The organism is Streptomyces capoamus, from assembly GCF_014654935.1.
Taxonomy (GTDB): domain Bacteria; phylum Actinomycetota; class Actinomycetes; order Streptomycetales; family Streptomycetaceae; genus Streptomyces; species Streptomyces capoamus.
This window is the reverse complement of sequence record NZ_BNBF01000012.1, coordinates 226723-241614: the sequence shown is the minus strand read 5'-3', so window position 1 is coordinate 241614 and position 14892 is coordinate 226723. Positions and strand designations below refer to the sequence as shown.

Sequence of the window (14892 nt, the reverse complement as noted above, 5' to 3'; positions counted from 1 at the left end):
CCGTGGCGGCCGGTGGCCTGCTGTGGCAGCAGGGGTTCCGGTCCGAGACCGAGGGGCTGGACGGCGGCTACCGGCCGCCCGAGTCCGAGGGCTCGGCCCCCGCCGCGGCGAAGACCGGGGCCGCCGCCCGCTCCGCGGTGCTGCGCTGGCAGTACGACCTGGGCGGCATCGGCGGTCTGGACGGCGCCTGCTGCGCGCTCTCCCCGGACGGTTCCGTGGTCTACGCCGGCACCTCGGGCGGTGCCCTGCACGCGATCTCCCGGGACGGCTCCCGGCGCTGGAAGGTCCGGCTCGGCGACGACGTCTCCACGCCCGTGGCGACCCGGGACGCCGTGTACTGCGTGGTCGGCCTGCACGGCGACGGCGAGCGCCGGCTGACCGCGGTGAGCCCGTCCGGCAGCCCCCTGTGGACCCGTACCCTCGGCGACACGGGCCACGTCGTCCCGGTGCCGCTCGGCGCGGACGTGCTCGTCCCCGTCGGCGGCAGGTACGCGGGCGGCCTGCGCAGCTACGGCCCCGACGGCAGCGAGAACTGGACCTTCAGGATGCCGGCCGGCCCCACCGGCGCCCCGCTGGTCGCGGCCGGGGTGGTCTACACGGGCAGCTACGGCGACGAGCTGCTGGCGCTGGACGCGCGGGACGGGACGCGGAAGTGGCAGGTGGGCGCGGGCACCGACGTCACCGTCCTGGCCCTCGTCGGCCCCACCCTGATCACGCACGCCGGTGCGGTACGCCAGGGCTTCCGCGTCTCGGACGGCCGTCGCCTGTGGCGCAGGGACGCCGGCTCAGGGCCCCTGACGGCCGGCAACCGGGCGCTGGCCGTCGGCACGGAGCAGGGCTCGGTGTACGCGGTACGGGCGGCCGACGGCACCCGGGCCTGGGCGCAGGACGTCGCGGGGAGCACGGTCGAGCCCCGGGCGGTGGTGGCCGGCGACACCGTGTACGCCCGTGCGGGCGACCGGGTGTGGGCGCTGGACCTGGACGGCGGGCGGCGCTGGGACGCGGCCCTCGGCCGGGCCGCGGCCGACGACCAGCACGCCCCGCTGGTCCGCGGCAGCCGCCTCTACGTCCCCTCGGGCACCGGTGTCGCCGCGGTGGACCTGATCGCCCGGGGGTGAACGGCGGGCCCTAGTTGTCGAGGCCGATCGCGAAGGCGGCCTCCAGGTCGTGCTGGGAGTACGTGCGGAACGCGACGTGCGTGTCCGTGGCCTCCACACCGGGGATCTTGCTGATCCGGCCCGGGATGACCTCGGCGAGGTCCTCGTGCTGCGCGACGCGGACCATGGCGATCAGGTCGTAGGTGCCGGTGACCGAGAAGACCTCGCTGACGCTGTCGAGCGCGGCGATCCGCTCCGCGATCTCGGGGATCCGGTCCACACTGGTCTTGATCAGGACGATCGCGGTGATCACGGTTGTTTCTCTCCCTCGGGGACCGGAGCTGGGGCGGCTTTCACTCTAGTGGTACGCCCGTACCGCACCCAGGCGTAGCCGAACCCGAGACCGAACCCCAGCAGGTGCGCCAGGTAGGCCACCCCCGGCCCGTCGGCGGCCCGCCCCGCCGCCAGCCACTGCAGGGCCGCCCAGAACGGCAGCACCACCCACGCGGGGAAGCGCAGCGGCAGGAAGAACAGGAAGGGCAGAAGACTGGTCACGCGCGCGCGGGGGAACAGGTAGAGGAACGCGCCGAGCACCGCGGAGATCGCCCCGGAGGCGCCGACCAGCGACTGCTCGGAGGCCGCGTTGGCGGCCGCGTACCCCAGCAGGGCGAGGCAGCCGCAGCCGACGTAGAAGAGGGTGAACTCCACCCGGCCCATCCGTTCCTCGGTCATCGCCCCGAAGACGAAGAGGAAGAGCATGTTGCCGAGCAGATGCACCCAGCTGCCGTGCACGAACAGCGCGGTGACCGGGGTGAGCGCCGCCCCGGCGGGTCCGTCGAACAGCTCGGCCGGCACCACCCCCCAGTGCCGGAAGTACGTCCGCTGCGCGGCGGACAGCGCCTCCCCGGAGCCGTACCCGGGAACCAGTCCGGAGGCCGGGCCGAGGGCGAAGACCAGGGTGCACAGGGCGATCAGGCCGTACGTCGTCGCGGCCGGCGCGCGCCGGACCGCTCCGAGTGTCCGGCCGGCCGCCCTGCTCCAGGTGCTGATCATGACTACAGAGCATGACGTAACGGGACGCAAGCTGACAGACCGCCTCGCCGCCGTGAACGGACGGGCGGCGGGTCCCCGCCAGGCCGTAGGGTTACGAGCCACACGCGTCGGGGGACGGCGCGGACCGACACGACAAGGAAGAGAACAGTCACCATGACGGTTCCGTTGCCGACGGCCACCACGCGATGGCGCTGCACCCTGTGCGGCAACCTCACCCGCTTCGACGTCACCCGCTCGTCGAAGGTCGTCGAGTACGTCCACCTCGATCTGGCGGGCGAGCCGACGGTGGAGGAGCGCGAGGTGGTCAGTGAGACCATCGAGTCGGTGCGCTGCCGCTGGTGCAACGCGGTGGACCAGGTGGAACTGGTGGACAGGCCGGGCGCCGGCTCCTGAGCGGGCGGCCCCGGAGAGGCTTTTTCCGGTATTGGGGTGTGACGGATGGTGGAGACCGCAGGCGGGGGGCCGGGCGACGGCACCGCCGAGGTGCTTGACCGTCCGCTGCCCGACGGCGTGCGCCGGCGGGTCGTGCAGATCGTGTCCGACAGCTTCGGCGGGCTGACCGTGGCCGAACTGCCCGCCCAGTTGAGACAGTACGCCCGCTTCGCCCCCAATCGTCGGGCCAAGTTCGCCGGGAACGCGATGGCGGCGGCACTGGAGACCGATCCGCTGTTCCGGCAGCGGATCGGCGAGAAGTTCCGGGAGGCCCAGCCGGAACTCGCCGCTGCCCTCGACTCCGGCTCCCCGCCGCCGGCCGCCGACCCGCTCGACGTGGCCGCCGCGGCCTACGTGCTGCGCCCGGCGGGCTGGGTGAAGCTGGTCACCGCGGCCGGCGAGGAGGCCCAGCGCGCGGACGCCGAGCGCGCGGACGAGGAGAGCCGGGCCGAGCTGGAGCGACTGCGCGCGGAGCTGGCGCAGGCCCGGGAGCACACCCGCGCCGAGACCGAACGGCTGCGTACGGAGCTGGAGTCGGCCCGGAAGGAAGCGGAATCGCTGCACCGCAAGCTGCGTGCCGCGCTGAGCGACGTCAAAAGGGGCGAGGCCGCGCTGCGCAAGGCGCGCGGTGAGGCCGACACCCTGCGGGCCGAGGCGCAGGCGCAGGTGTCGGCGGCGGAGAGCGAGTCGAGGCGGCTCAAGACCCGCCTCGGCGAGGCGGAGGCCGCGCTGGAGGCCACCCGCCGGGCCGCCCGGGAGGGCCGCAGCGTGGAGGACATGCGGGTGCGGCTGCTGCTGGACACCCTGCTGGACGCCACCCAGGGGCTGCGGCGCGAACTCGCGCTGCCGCCGGTGTCCGTGCGCCCGGCGGAGACCGTGGACGCGGTGGAGCCGGGCCGGATGACCCCGAAGGACATCGCGGCGCGCGCCCTGTCGGAGAACGATCCGGCGATCCTCGACCAGCTGCTGGCCCTGCCGCAGGCGCACCTGGTCGTCGACGGCTACAACGTGACCAAGACCGGTTATCCGCAGATGCCGTTGGAGAAGCAGCGGTTGCGGCTGCTGGGTCAGCTGTCGGCGCTCGCCGCGCAGACCGGCGCCGAGGTGACGTGTGTCTTCGACGGCGCCGAACTGGCCGCGCCGGTGCTGCTCGCGCCGCCGCGCGGGGTGCGGGTGCTGTTCTCCAAGCCGGGCGTGACGGCCGACGAGCTGATCCGCCAGCTGGTGCGCGCGGAGCCGCCGGGGCGTCCGGTCATCGTCGCCTCCACCGACCGCGAGGTCGCCGACGGGGTCGCGAAGGCGGGTGCCCGACCGGTGGCCTCTGCGGTGCTTCTGAAGCGACTGTCCTGAAGGTCCAACGGGCACGGGTAATGCCCGAATTGGCCGTATCGTCACGCAACGTAGTGTCAATCGGGACTCACTGCATGTGAGTTGTGTGCAAAGAATGCATTGCGTGACGGGTTTTTTTGCTGTGGGATTTGAACTGATCACAGCGGGGTCACTAGGGTCTGGGCTCGAACCTCCGAACGGGTGATCACTCACAAGAAGGAGTTCGTCCTCCGTGGCGTCCCACCGTCGACCCAAGCAGCCGAGCCGCACCCGCGTGACCGTGCTCACCACCGCTGCCGCAGCTGCCGTCGCGCTCAGCGCCAACGCCGCCAACGCCGCGCCGAGCGAGAAGCTCGGCAAGGACGAGGTCAAGGCCAAGGTCGACAAGCTCTACGAGCAGGCCGAGCAGGCGACCGAGAAGTACAACGGCGCCAAGGAGAAGCAGCAGAAGCTGCAGAAGGAAATCGCCACCATCCAGGACAACGTCGCCCGTGGCCAGGAGGACCTCAACAAGCTGCGCGACGGCCTGGGTTCGCTGGCGACCGCGCAGTACCGGTCCGGTGGCATCGACTCCTCGGTCCAGCTGTTCCTGTCCTCGGACCCGGACGACTTCCTCGACAAGGCGTCCACGCTCGACCAGTTGAGCAGCCAGCAGGTCGACGCGCTGAAGAAGATCCAGGACAAGCAGCGCGAACTCGCCCAGGAGCGGGCGGAGGCGACCGAGAAGCTCAAGGACCTCTCCGCCACCCGCACCGAACTGGGCAACAAGAAGAAGGAAGTCCAGAGCAAGCTCGCCGAGGCGCAGAAGCTGCTGAACTCCCTGACCGCCAAGGAGAAGGCGGAGCTGGCCCAGAAGGAGCAGCGCGCCAACCGCTCCTCCACCGAGCGCGTGGAACTCAAGGACGCCCCGCCGGCCTCCAACCGCGCCCAGGCCGCCTTCGCCGCCGCGCAGACCAGGCTCGGCTCGCCGTACGTCTACGGCGCCACCGGCCCCTCCTCCTTCGACTGCTCGGGTCTGACCTCCTGGGCCTACGCCCAGGCCGGCGTCTCCATCCCGCGCACCTCCGAGGCGCAGGCACAGATCGGTACGAAGATCTACAACCAGAGCGACCTCAAGGTCGGCGACCTGGTCTTCTTCTTCAACGACATCCACCACGTCGGCCTCTACGCGGGCAACGGCCAGATCCTGCACGCCCCGCGCACCGGCACGGTCGTCCGGTACGAGTCCATGACGACCATCGGCGGCCCGTTCATGTTCGGCGTCCGGGTCTGACACCCGGCGACACACCGGACACGACGGCGCCCGAACGGGCGAATCACCGGGACTGAAACTGACTCCACGCCCCGCCCATGACCTGCGTCAGCGGCGGGGCGTCACTCTGCGTTGACTCCGAGGTCTTTGGCCCGGACCGCTCCGCACGGCTACTGTCTGCCGCGTTTCCCCGGCGCCGGGGCCTCCCCGTCCCCAGGCGCCGGGGAAACGGTCTGTGTCCGCCAGCAGAAGGACTGCCGTGGGGTCCCATCGCCGCCTTGTTCCCTCCGGATTCGACCGGGGGGCCCTCGCCCTGTGCGTACTGTCCGCCGCGATGGCCGCGCTCGGCGCCGTACCGGCGCATGCGGCGCCGGGCGGCGGCGCCCGGGCCGAGGTGGACCGCCTGTACGAGGAGGCCGAGAAGGCGACCCAGGCCTACGACAAGGCCGACGAACAGGCCGGGCGGCTGCGCCGTCGGCTGCGGGACGCGCAGGACCACATCGCGCGCCAGCAGGAGCGCGTCAACGACCTGCGCGAGCAGCTCGGTTCGCTGGCCGGCGCCCAGTACCGCACCGGCGGCATCGACCCGACGGTCGCCCTGCTGTTCTCCGCCGACCCCGACGACTACCTGGACAAGGCCTCCACGCTCGACCGCATCGGCACCCGGCAGGCCGGCCGGCTCAAGGAGCTGCAGTCGGTGCTGCGCGACCTCGCCCAGGAGCGCGCGGAGGCGGCCGGGACCCTGGCCGAGCTGGAGCGCAGCCGCAAGGCCGTGGCCGCGCACAAGCGGACCGTGGAGCGCAAGCTCGCCCGGGCCCGGCAGCTGGTCAACGCCCTGCCCACCGCCGAACGCGCCGCCTACGACCGGGCCTCCCGCGGTGGCCGCGCCGACCTGCCCGACCCGGCCGGTGTCCCCGCGCCCGGCGGCCGTGCCGCCGCGGCCCTGGCCGCCGCCCGCTCCGCCCTCGGCCGTCCCTACGTGTGGGGGGCCAACGGCCCCTCCGGTTTCGACTGTTCGGGCCTGATGCAGTGGGCGTACGCGCACGCCGGCGTGCACCTGCCGCGCACCTCGCAGGAGCAGCGGTTCGCCGGCCGGCGGGTCCCGCTCTCCCAGGCCCGCCCCGGCGACCTGGTCGTCTACCGCTCCGACGCCAGTCACGTCGCGATGTACGCGGGCAACGGCCAGGTCATCCACGCGCCCTACCCCGGCGCACCGGTGCGGTACGACCCGGTCGGGATGATGCCGGTCTCCTCGGTCACCCGGCCCTGACCGCGCCGCGCGCCGTACGATCGGGAAGTGGCTGGTCGCAGGCGGGCGTGGAGCATCGGGGTCGTGGGGCTGGGTCTGCTGCTGCCGCTGACCGGGTGCGGCGGGCCCACGGCGGCCGACTCCGCGCGGGCCGAGGTGCAGCGGGTGCTGGACCGGCGCGCCGCGGCCCTGCTCGGCCACGACGAGACGGCGTACGGCGCGACGGGCACCCGCACCGCGTACACCCGGCTGCGCGCCCTCCCGCTGGCCTCCTGGAGCTACCGGGTCACCGCCGTGCGCCGCACCGGCGCGGGCGCCACCGCCGACGCCGACCTGCGCTACCGCGTCGCCGGCTACGACAGGGCCCCCGTCGACGTCCGCCGCACCCTCGTCCTGGGCCGCACCGCCGGCGGCCAGTGGTACGTCACCGCCGAGCGGCCCGCCGCGCGGGCCGGGCAGCAGCTGTGGGACCAGGGCACGGTGACCGCCGCGCGGGGCGCGCACAGCCTGGTGCTCGGCACCGGGGGCGCGGCCGCCGACCTGAGGTCGTACGTCCGGCTGGCGGACCGCGCGGTCCCGGCCGTCTCCGGGGCGTGGGGCACCGACTGGAGCCGCCGGGTCGTCGTGCTCGTCCCGCGGTCCCTGGCGGGCATGGCGTCCCTGCTGGGCTCGCCCGCCGCCGCCTACCGGGGCATCGCCGCCGTCACCACCGGCGAGGCGGGCGGCTCGGGCCGCACCCCGGCGGACCGGGTGGTGGTCAACCCGGAGGCGTACGCCGGGCTGGGCGACCCCGGCAAGCAGGTCGTCCTCACCCACGAGACCACCCACGTCGCCACCCGGGCGCGCACCACCGCGGCCACCCCGCTGTGGCTCTCCGAGGGTTACGCCGACTGGATCGGCTACCTCGGCACCGGCCGCGCCCCGGCCGAGGCCGCCCCGGAACTCGCCCGTGCCGTCCGGGACGGCGAGACACCCCCCGCGCTCCCCGGCGACGCGGACTTCGCCTTCACGAGCGAACCCACCGCGCTGGCCCGTGCCTACGAGGGCGGCTGGCTGGCCTGCCGGATGATCGCCGACCAGTGGGGTCCGGCCCGGCTCGGCGCCTTCTACCGGACGGTCGGCGCCCACGGGCAGCGGGCCGGCGCGGTCGAGGAGGCGCTGGAGAAGGTGCTCGGCACGAGCCCGCGGGAGTTCACCGCCCGCTGGCGCGCCTACGTCAGGGCGCAGCTCGGCTGAGCACCTCGATCGCCTCGCGCAGCCATTCCCGCTCGGCCCGTCCGGTGGCCCGCGCCACCCGCAGCATGCCCTCCCGGAACAGGTCCCCGCTCTCCTCCGCCCGGACCGGCTCGCCTCCGCGGTAGAAGAAGCTCGCCGGGGTCTCCAGGAACTCCAGGCGGCGGCGGAGCACGGCGGCCTGCTCGGCGGGGTCGTCCAGGTGCCGCAGGAAGGCCAGGACCGTGTTGAAGCGGACGTGGTCGGTGATCTCCGCCTGCTTGGGCCGGCGCAGCCGTTCCCGCAGCTCCGCGCGGCCCTTCCCGGTCAGGGACAGCATCCGGCGCGGGGCGGCGCTCACGCCGTCCGCGGTGCGCTGGTCGAGCAGGCCGGCGGCGACGAGCCGGTTGATGGCCGGGTACAGCGCTCCGTCGCTGACCGGGCGGACGTGGCCGCTCAGCGCCCTGATGCGGTCCTTCAGTTCATAGCCGTGCAGCGGTTCCTCGGCGAGGAAGCCCAGGATCGACAGCTCCAGCACGCGCATTCCTCCTTGCGGCTCTCCGGCGCCCCATGCTACCTCTTATCGAGCTACCTCGAATCGAGGTAGCTCGTTGCGAGGTATGCCGCGCACGACAGCCGACCCGGGAGCCGCACCGTGAACGCCCACCGCAGACAGCTCATCGCGCTCGCCCACCCCGTCTACCTGTCCCTGCTCGCCTCCGTCGCCTCCGGGATCATCAACACCGTCTGGGTCTCCCGGCTCGGCGGCGCCGCCGTCGCCGCCGTGGCCGTCGCGACCAACACCGAGAACGTCCTGCTCGGGATCGCCCTCGTGTTCGCCTCCGGCACCACCGTGCTGGTGGCGCACGCCCGGGGGGCCCGCGACCCGGCCGCCGTACGGGCCGCCGTACGCGGGGGCTGGGCGCTGTGCGCGGTGGTCACGCCGGTGGTGGCGGCGGGCGGCTTCCTGCTGCGCGAGCCGCTGGCCGGCCTGGTGCTCGGCGGCGGGGATCCGGCGGCCGTCCGCCTCGCGACCGCCTACTTCGCCCTCTCCCTGCCGGGTACGGCCGTCTTCTTCGTGCAGCAGCTCGTCGACGGCATCCTCAAGGGCGCCGGTGACACCCGCACGCCCCTGCGGCTCGCCCTGCTGGCCAACGGGCTGATCCTGGTCTGCGACCCCGTCCTCATCCACCTCCACGGCGTCGCCGGCGCCGCCGCCTCCACCGTGCTGTGCCGCGCCGCCGCCCTCGCCCTCGGCCTGCGTGCCCTGCGCCGCACCGCCCTGCTGCGCACGGCCGCCCGGACCCGCCCCGCCGCGCCCCTCGCGGCGGCCCTGCGCCGCACCCTCGCCACCGGGCTGCCCATGTCCGCCGACTTCACCGTCCGCCAGGGCGGCGCCCTGGTCCTGGTGGCGATCGTGGCCCGGGTCGGCGTCACCGCGGTGGCCGCCTACTCCATCGCCTACAAGGTCCTGTACCTCGCCACGATGGCCTTCTACTCGGTGCGGCAGGCCGCGGCCATCCACACCGCGCACACCCGGGGCTCGGGCGGGGACGCCCGCCGGGACATCGGCCGGCAGGCGGTGCTCGTCGCCGGGACCGCGGCCCTCACGGCCGCCACGTTGTTCGCCGTCGCCGCGCCCTGGATCATGGCCGCCTTCGGGGCCGGTGACGAGGTCGCCCGCCAGGGCGTGCTCCTGCTCCGCTGCATCGGCCCCTACCTGCTGCTGATGGCCTGCTTCATCGCGCTCGGCGGGGTCTTCGAGGGCAGCGGGGGAGCGCCCGCGCTGCTCCGGGTCACCCTGCTCGGCACCGCCGTCCAGCTCCCGCTGGCCTACGCCCTCTCCGGCCTCGGCCTGCCCGGCGTCTGCCTGGCGCTGGCCCTCGCGATGGCCGTGCAGTGCGCTGCGGTGGCGACGCTGCTGCGGCGGGCCCGGCGTCAGGAGGAGACGGGGGTCTCCTTCGCGCGGGTGGCCTGAGGCGGGAAGGGGGCGTCCGCGGACCGCGGCACGGTCGCCCGCCACAGGCGGCGGGCCGCCGTGAGCGTGGCCGCGACCAGCAGGCCGTTGCGGACCGCCAGCAGCGCCACGCCGTACCAGTCGCTCAGCACGACGTGCGAGAAGCCGAGCGGGAACTCCAGGACCGTCACGAAGGAGGCGAGGACGACCAGCAGCGCCGGCGGTCCCATGCGGCTCGCCCGGTGTGCCAGGCAGACCGCGGCCAGGCCGACCAGCCACACCAGGTACTGGGGGCTGATCACCCGGCTGGTCACCGTGAACAGCAGCACCGCCGTCAGGGCCGCGTCGGGCAGGGTGTGCGGCGCGAAGCGGGCCGCGCGCAGCCGCCACAGCAGCAGCCAGCCGAACGCGACCCCGGTCAGCGCCAGCGCCGCCGAGCTGACCTCGTCCACGTGCGGGCCGAGGAACTCGATCGATCCGTAGTTCAGCAGCACCTGCCCCTGCCAGCCGAAGTGCCGGGCCACGTGGAAGGCCAGGGCGCCCAGCGACTCCACCTCGGTGCCCCGGTCCCGCTGGAAGGTCAGGAAGGCGAAGGCGCCCGGCATGGCCACCGTGAACACCAGCGCCAGGCCCGCCGCGGTCACCGCCGCCGCGCCCCACGCCCGCCGCCGCACGGCACCGACCAGCAGCAGCGCCGGCCACACCTTCAGCAGCGCCCCGAACGCCGTCAGCGCGCCCAGCACCCGCGGCCGTGCGGCCCCGGCGAGCAGCGCCGCCACGGCCACGGCGGTCACCATCACGTCGTAGCGGGCGTACACCGTCGGCCCGAGCAGCGGCACGCCCGCCACCCACACCCAGGCCCCGCGCCGGGACCGCTCCGGCCGCCCGCCCGCGGACACCAGCAGCACCAGGACGACGGCGTCGGCCAGCCAGGCCAGCAGGTAGAAGGCGTGCGCGTACGACAGGAAGGGCAGCAGGGCGGGGGAGAGCACCGCCAGGGCGGCGGCCGGCGGGTACTGCCAGGTCACGTCGTCCAGCGGGAACGTTCCCTGCCGCAGGACCTCGTACCAGCCGCGGTAGATCACCGACACGTCCGAGGTGACGTCCGGGCCCGGGAAGGCGTACACCCGGAACACGAACAGCAGCAGCACGGCGCGCGTGGCGGCCCAGGTCCCGAGCAGCCAGGCCAGGGACCGCCCGGCACCCTTCGTGTCCACGTGATCCCCTGCCGTTCGATTTCCGCGTCGGGCGACCATGATGTCCTGCGCGGCTGTGGACATGCCACAGGCTCGGCCGGACCCGGCCCGCCGGACGGCCCATTCGGTAGGGTCGGCGGCGATGCACAAGACCCTGATCGTCACCAACGACTTCCCGCCCCGGCCGGGCGGCATCCAGGCCTTCCTGCACAACATGGCGCTCCGCCTGGACCCCGGCCGGCTGGTCGTCTACGCCTCCACCTGGAAGCGCGGCCGGGAGGGCGCCGAGGCCACCGCCGCGTTCGACGCCGAGCAGCCCTTCCCCGTCGTGCGCGACCGCACGACCATGCTGCTGCCCACCCCGGGGGCCACCCGGCGCGCGGCCGGGCTGCTCCGCGAGCACGGCTGCACCTCGGTGTGGTTCGGCGCGGCGGCCCCGCTCGGCCTCATGGCACCCGCGCTGCGCCGGGCCGGCGCCGAGCGGCTGGTGGCCACCACCCACGGCCACGAGGCCGGCTGGGCCCAGCTGCCCGCCGCCCGGCGGCTGCTGTGCCGGATCGGCGAGTCCACGGACACGATCACCTACCTCGGCGAGTACACCCGCTCCCGGATAGCCGCCGCGCTGACCGCGGACGCGGCCGGCCGGATGGTGCAGCTGCCGCCCGGGGTCGACGAGAAGACCTTCCACCCCGGCTCCGGCGGCGACGAGGTCCGCGCGCGGCTCGGGCTCACCGACCGGCCGGTCGTGGTCTGCGTCTCCCGGCTGGTGCCCCGCAAGGGCCAGGACACCCTGATCCGGGCGATGCCTCGGATCCTCGCCGCCGAGCCGGACACCGTCCTGCTGATCGTCGGCGGCGGTCCCTACGAGCGGAACCTGCGCCGCCTGGCCCGTGAGACGGGCGTCGCCGGCTCGGTGCGCTTCACCGGCGCCGTCCCCTGGTCCGAGCTGCCCGCCCACTACGGCGCCGGCGACGTCTTCGCCATGCCCTGCCGCACCCGCCGCGGCGGCCTCGACGTGGAGGGTCTCGGCATCGTCTACCTGGAGGCCTCCGCCACCGGCCTGCCCGTCGTCGCGGGCGACTCCGGCGGCGCCCCGGACGCGGTCCTGGACGGCGAGACCGGCTGGGTGGTCCGGGGCGGCTCGGCGGAGCAGACGGCCGAGCGGATCGTCACCCTGCTCCAGGACCCCGAGCTGCGCCGGAGGATGGGCGCGCGCGGCCGGCAGTGGGTCGAGGAGAAGTGGCGCTGGGACCTGCTGGCGGAGAAGTTGAAAGCTCTGCTCTAGAAACCCGTCGCGGCCCTAGGCGGAACCGGAAAATCCGCACATGCTGCGCGCATGACAGCAAAACTGATGCAGCGTCAGCTGACAAGACGTCACATCCTCGGCATGGCGGCACTCCAGACGGCCGCCGCCCTCGGGTTCACCCGCATCGGACTCCAGTCCTCCCGCGCGGCCGAACCCGCCCCCACCGACAACGCCCCGGCGATCGTGGTCGGTTCCGGCTACGGCGGCGCGGTCGCCGCCCTCCGCCTCGGCCAGGCCGGCATCCGCACCCTGGTCCTGGAGATGGGCCGGCTGTGGAACACCGCAGGCGCCGACGGCAAGGTGTTCTGCTCCACCAACGCCCCCGACCAGCGCTCGATGTGGTTCCGCACCCGCACCGAGGCGCCGCTCGCCACCTTCCTCTGGCTGGACCTGGTCAACCGGGACATCAGCCCCTATCCGGGCGTCCTCGACCGCGTGCACTACGACGCCATGTCGGTCTACGTCGGCCGGGGCGTCGGCGGCGGCTCCCTGGTCAACGGCGGCATGGCCGTCACCCCGCCGCGGTCCTACTTCACCGAGCAGTTCCCGGCCGTGGACGCCGACGAGATGTACGGCACCTGGTACCCGCGCGCCCGCGCCATGCTCGGCGTGAACGCCGTCGACCCGGCCTGGTTCGAGTCGACCGAGTGGTACCGGTTCACCCGGACCTCCCGCAAGGCCGCCGCCAACGCGGGCCTGCGCACCACCTTCGTGCCCAACGTCTACGACTTCGGCCACATGCAGCGCGAGGCCGCCGGCACGGCCGAGAAGTCCGCGCTCGCCGGCGAGGTCATCTACGGCAACAACCACGGCAAGCGCAGCCTCGACCAGACCTACCTGGCCGCCGCCCTCGGCACCGGCAACGTCACCATCCAGACCCTGGAGAAGGTCACCGCGGTCAGCCGCGCGGGCGACGGGTCGTACGTGCTGACCACCGACCGGATCGACGACACCGGGGCGGTCGTGGCGAGACGGCAGTACGGCTGCACGTACCTCTTCCTCGGCGGCGGCAGCCTGGGCACCACCGAACTCCTCGTCCGCGCCCGGGACACCGGCACCCTGCCCGGCCTCGGCGCCGACGTGGGCGCCGGCTGGGGCACCAACGGCAACACCATGCTCGGCCGCGCCAACCACGTGTGGGACACCGTCGGCGCCCACCAGGCCACCATGCCCGTGATGGGCATCGACGACTGGGCCAACCCCGACAACCCGGTCTTCGCGGAGATCGCCCCGCTGCCCATGGGCTTCGAGCACTGGATCAGCCTGTACCTGGCGATCACCAAGAACCCCGAGCGGGCCGCGTTCTCCTACGACAGCACCTCCGGGGCGGTGCGGCTGGGCTGGACCGCCGACCAGAGCGCGGTCTCGGTGCGCATGGCCAGGAAGCTGTTCGACCGGATCAACGCGGCCAACGCCACGATCTACCGGTACGACCTGTTCGGCTCCGGCAGCAAGGTCTTCGCGGACGACTTCACCTACCACCCGCTCGGCGGCTGCGTCCTGGGCCGGGCCACCGACGGCTACGGACGGGTGAAGGGGTACCCGCGGCTGTACGTCACCGACGGCTCGCTCGTCCCCGGGTCGATCGGTGTGAACCCGTTCGTCACCATCACGGCCCTCGCCGAACGCACCATGGCGCGGGTCCTCGCCGAGGACACCGCGCCATGAGGCACCGCCCGGGTCACTTGGCGTAGATCGCCTCGATCTCGGCCGCGTAGTCCTTCGCCACCACGTTCCGCTTGAGCTTCAGCGACGGGGTGAGGTGGCCCGACTCCTCCGTGAACTGGGAGGACAGAATGCGGAACTTCCGCACCGATTCCGCCTTCGAGACCGCGGCGTTGCCGTCGTCGACCGCCGCCTGGACCGCCGCGTGCAGCTCCGGGTCGTCCTTCAGCGACGCCGCGGTGGCGCCCGCCGGCTTGCCGTGCTCGGCGGCCCAGCGGCCCAGGAACTCCTCGTCGAGGGTGACCAGCGCGCCCACGAACGGCCGCCCGTCGCCCACCACCATGCACTCCGCGACCAGCGCGTGTGCCCGGATCCGGTCCTCGATCACCGCGGGGGCCACGTTCTTGCCGCCCGCCGTGACGATGATCTCCTTCTTCCGGCCGGTGATCCGCAGGTAGCCGTCCTCGTCCAGGGTGCCGATGTCACCGGTGTGGAACCAGCCGTCGGCCAGCGCCTCCGCGGTCGCGCCCGGGTTGTTCCAGTACTCCTTGAACAGGTGCTCGCCGTGCAGCAGCACCTCGCCGTCGTCCGCGATCCGCACCACCGAGCCGGGCAGCGGCTGCCCGACCGTGCCGATCTTCTGCCGGTCCCACGGGTTGAACGCCGTCGCCGCACAGGACTCGGTCAGGCCGTAGCCCTCCAGCACCGTGAAGCCGATGCCCCGGAAGAAGTGCCCGAGCCGCTCGCCGAGGGGGGCGCCGCCGGAGATGGCGTACTCGCCCTTGCCGCCCAGGACCGCGCGCAGCTTGCTGTAGACCAGCCTGTCGAAGACCTTGTGCTTGATCTTCAGGCCGAGCGACGGACCCGACGGGCTGTCCAGCGCCTTGCTGTAGGCGATCGCGGTGTCCGCGGCCTTGTCGAAGACCGCGCCCTTGCCGTCCGCCTGGGCCTTGGCCCGCGCCGAGTTGTAGACCTTCTCGAAGACCCGCGGCACCCCGAGGATCAGCGTCGGCCGGAACGCGGCCAGCTCGTCGGTGAGGTTCTTGATGTCCGGGACGCAGCCCAGCTTGATCGGCGCCATCATCGGCGCGACCTGCACCAGCCGCCCGAAGACATGAGCGAGCGGCAGGAACAGCAGCACCGA

The 14892-nt window shown here is 73.6% G+C and carries 14 protein-coding genes; 9 read left to right on the top strand and 5 right to left on the bottom strand.

What is annotated here, in order from left to right; genetic code table 11:
* Positions 1 to 1118: PQQ-binding-like beta-propeller repeat protein (locus IE312_RS20770; protein WP_229900213.1), on the top strand; the 1118-nt coding region annotated here is incomplete at its 5' end.
* Between the two features lie 10 nt (positions 1119 to 1128).
* On the opposite strand, the gene IE312_RS20765 is transcribed toward IE312_RS20770, so the two are convergent.
* Together IE312_RS20765 and IE312_RS20760 are read right to left on the bottom strand one after the other, a co-directional pair.
* Entirely contained in the window at positions 1129 to 1410 is a 282-nt protein-coding gene (locus IE312_RS20765; RefSeq protein ID WP_189983858.1) for an Lrp/AsnC family transcriptional regulator, read from the bottom strand.
* Complete coding sequence (locus IE312_RS20760) at positions 1407 to 2150, bottom strand: rhomboid family intramembrane serine protease (RefSeq protein ID WP_189983857.1); 744 nt, start codon at positions 2148 to 2150, stop codon at positions 1407 to 1409. Before IE312_RS20760 ends, IE312_RS20765 begins: the two co-directional genes overlap by 4 nt.
* 153 nt (positions 2151 to 2303) lie before the next feature.
* Here IE312_RS20760 and IE312_RS20755 point away from each other — a divergent pair, with 153 nt between their 5' ends.
* The 5 genes from IE312_RS20755 to IE312_RS20735 all read left to right on the top strand — a co-directional run bounded on the left by IE312_RS20755 (position 2304) and on the right by IE312_RS20735 (position 7648).
* A complete protein-coding gene (locus IE312_RS20755) occupies positions 2304 to 2543 on the top strand; it encodes a hypothetical protein (RefSeq protein WP_014672226.1) in 240 nt (79 codons plus the stop codon).
* A 45-nt stretch (positions 2544 to 2588) separates the two neighbouring features.
* The gene (locus IE312_RS20750) at positions 2589 to 3932 is read left to right on the top strand and encodes an NYN domain-containing protein (protein ID WP_189983856.1); all 1344 of its coding nucleotides are present in this window, start codon (positions 2589 to 2591) and stop codon (positions 3930 to 3932) included.
* A 211-nt stretch (positions 3933 to 4143) separates the two neighbouring features.
* Complete coding sequence (locus IE312_RS20745) at positions 4144 to 5184, top strand: C40 family peptidase (RefSeq protein WP_189983855.1); 1041 nt, start codon at positions 4144 to 4146, stop codon at positions 5182 to 5184.
* Between the two features lie 238 nt (positions 5185 to 5422).
* The gene (locus IE312_RS20740) at positions 5423 to 6433 is read left to right on the top strand and encodes a C40 family peptidase (protein ID WP_189983854.1); all 1011 of its coding nucleotides are present in this window, start codon (positions 5423 to 5425) and stop codon (positions 6431 to 6433) included.
* A 27-nt stretch (positions 6434 to 6460) separates the two neighbouring features.
* Positions 6461 to 7648 (top strand): hypothetical protein, encoded by a 1188-nt coding sequence (locus IE312_RS20735; protein ID WP_189983853.1) that lies wholly within the window; start codon positions 6461 to 6463, stop codon positions 7646 to 7648.
* Here the strand turns inward: IE312_RS20735 and IE312_RS20730 are convergent.
* Positions 7629 to 8162 (bottom strand): PadR family transcriptional regulator, encoded by a 534-nt coding sequence (locus IE312_RS20730; RefSeq protein WP_189983852.1) that lies wholly within the window; start codon positions 8160 to 8162, stop codon positions 7629 to 7631. The genes IE312_RS20735 and IE312_RS20730 overlap by 20 nt on opposite strands.
* Before the next feature lie 117 nt (positions 8163 to 8279).
* On the opposite strand from IE312_RS20730, the gene IE312_RS20725 reads away from it, so the two are divergent.
* The gene (locus tag IE312_RS20725; RefSeq protein WP_189983851.1) at positions 8280 to 9602 is read left to right on the top strand and encodes an MATE family efflux transporter; all 1323 of its coding nucleotides are present in this window, start codon (positions 8280 to 8282) and stop codon (positions 9600 to 9602) included.
* Here the strand turns inward: IE312_RS20725 and IE312_RS20720 are convergent.
* Complete coding sequence (locus tag IE312_RS20720; RefSeq protein WP_189983850.1) at positions 9563 to 10798, bottom strand: glycosyltransferase 87 family protein; 1236 nt, start codon at positions 10796 to 10798, stop codon at positions 9563 to 9565. The two genes, IE312_RS20725 and IE312_RS20720, sit on opposite strands and share 40 nt — an antisense overlap.
* Before the next feature lie 121 nt (positions 10799 to 10919).
* Between IE312_RS20720 and IE312_RS20715 the strand changes: the two genes are divergently transcribed.
* Complete coding sequence (locus tag IE312_RS20715; protein ID WP_189983849.1) at positions 10920 to 12062, top strand: glycosyltransferase family 4 protein; 1143 nt, start codon at positions 10920 to 10922, stop codon at positions 12060 to 12062.
* A 51-nt stretch (positions 12063 to 12113) separates the two neighbouring features.
* Entirely contained in the window at positions 12114 to 13751 is a 1638-nt protein-coding gene (locus IE312_RS20710; protein WP_370467579.1) for a GMC oxidoreductase, read from the top strand.
* Between the two features lie 13 nt (positions 13752 to 13764).
* Here the strand turns inward: IE312_RS20710 and IE312_RS41055 are convergent.
* The coding region (locus IE312_RS41055; RefSeq protein WP_229900211.1) for an AMP-dependent synthetase/ligase at positions 13765 to 14892 on the bottom strand (1128 nt) is incomplete at its 5' end.

Bases quoted from the DNA above. Each gene is read 5' to 3' on its own strand.
- IE312_RS20755 (WP_014672226.1), top strand. From the start codon at position 2,304: ATGACGGTTCCGTTGCCGACGGCCACCACGCGATGGCGCTGCACCCTG.
- IE312_RS20715 (WP_189983849.1), top strand. From the start codon at position 10,920: ATGCACAAGACCCTGATCGTCACCAACGACTTCCCGCCCCGGCCGGGC.
- IE312_RS20750 (WP_189983856.1), top strand. From the start codon at position 2,589: ATGGTGGAGACCGCAGGCGGGGGGCCGGGCGACGGCACCGCCGAGGTG.
- IE312_RS20760 (WP_189983857.1), bottom strand. From the start codon at position 2,150: ATGATCAGCACCTGGAGCAGGGCGGCCGGCCGGACACTCGGAGCGGTC.
- IE312_RS20710 (WP_370467579.1), top strand. From the start codon at position 12,114: ATGACAGCAAAACTGATGCAGCGTCAGCTGACAAGACGTCACATCCTC.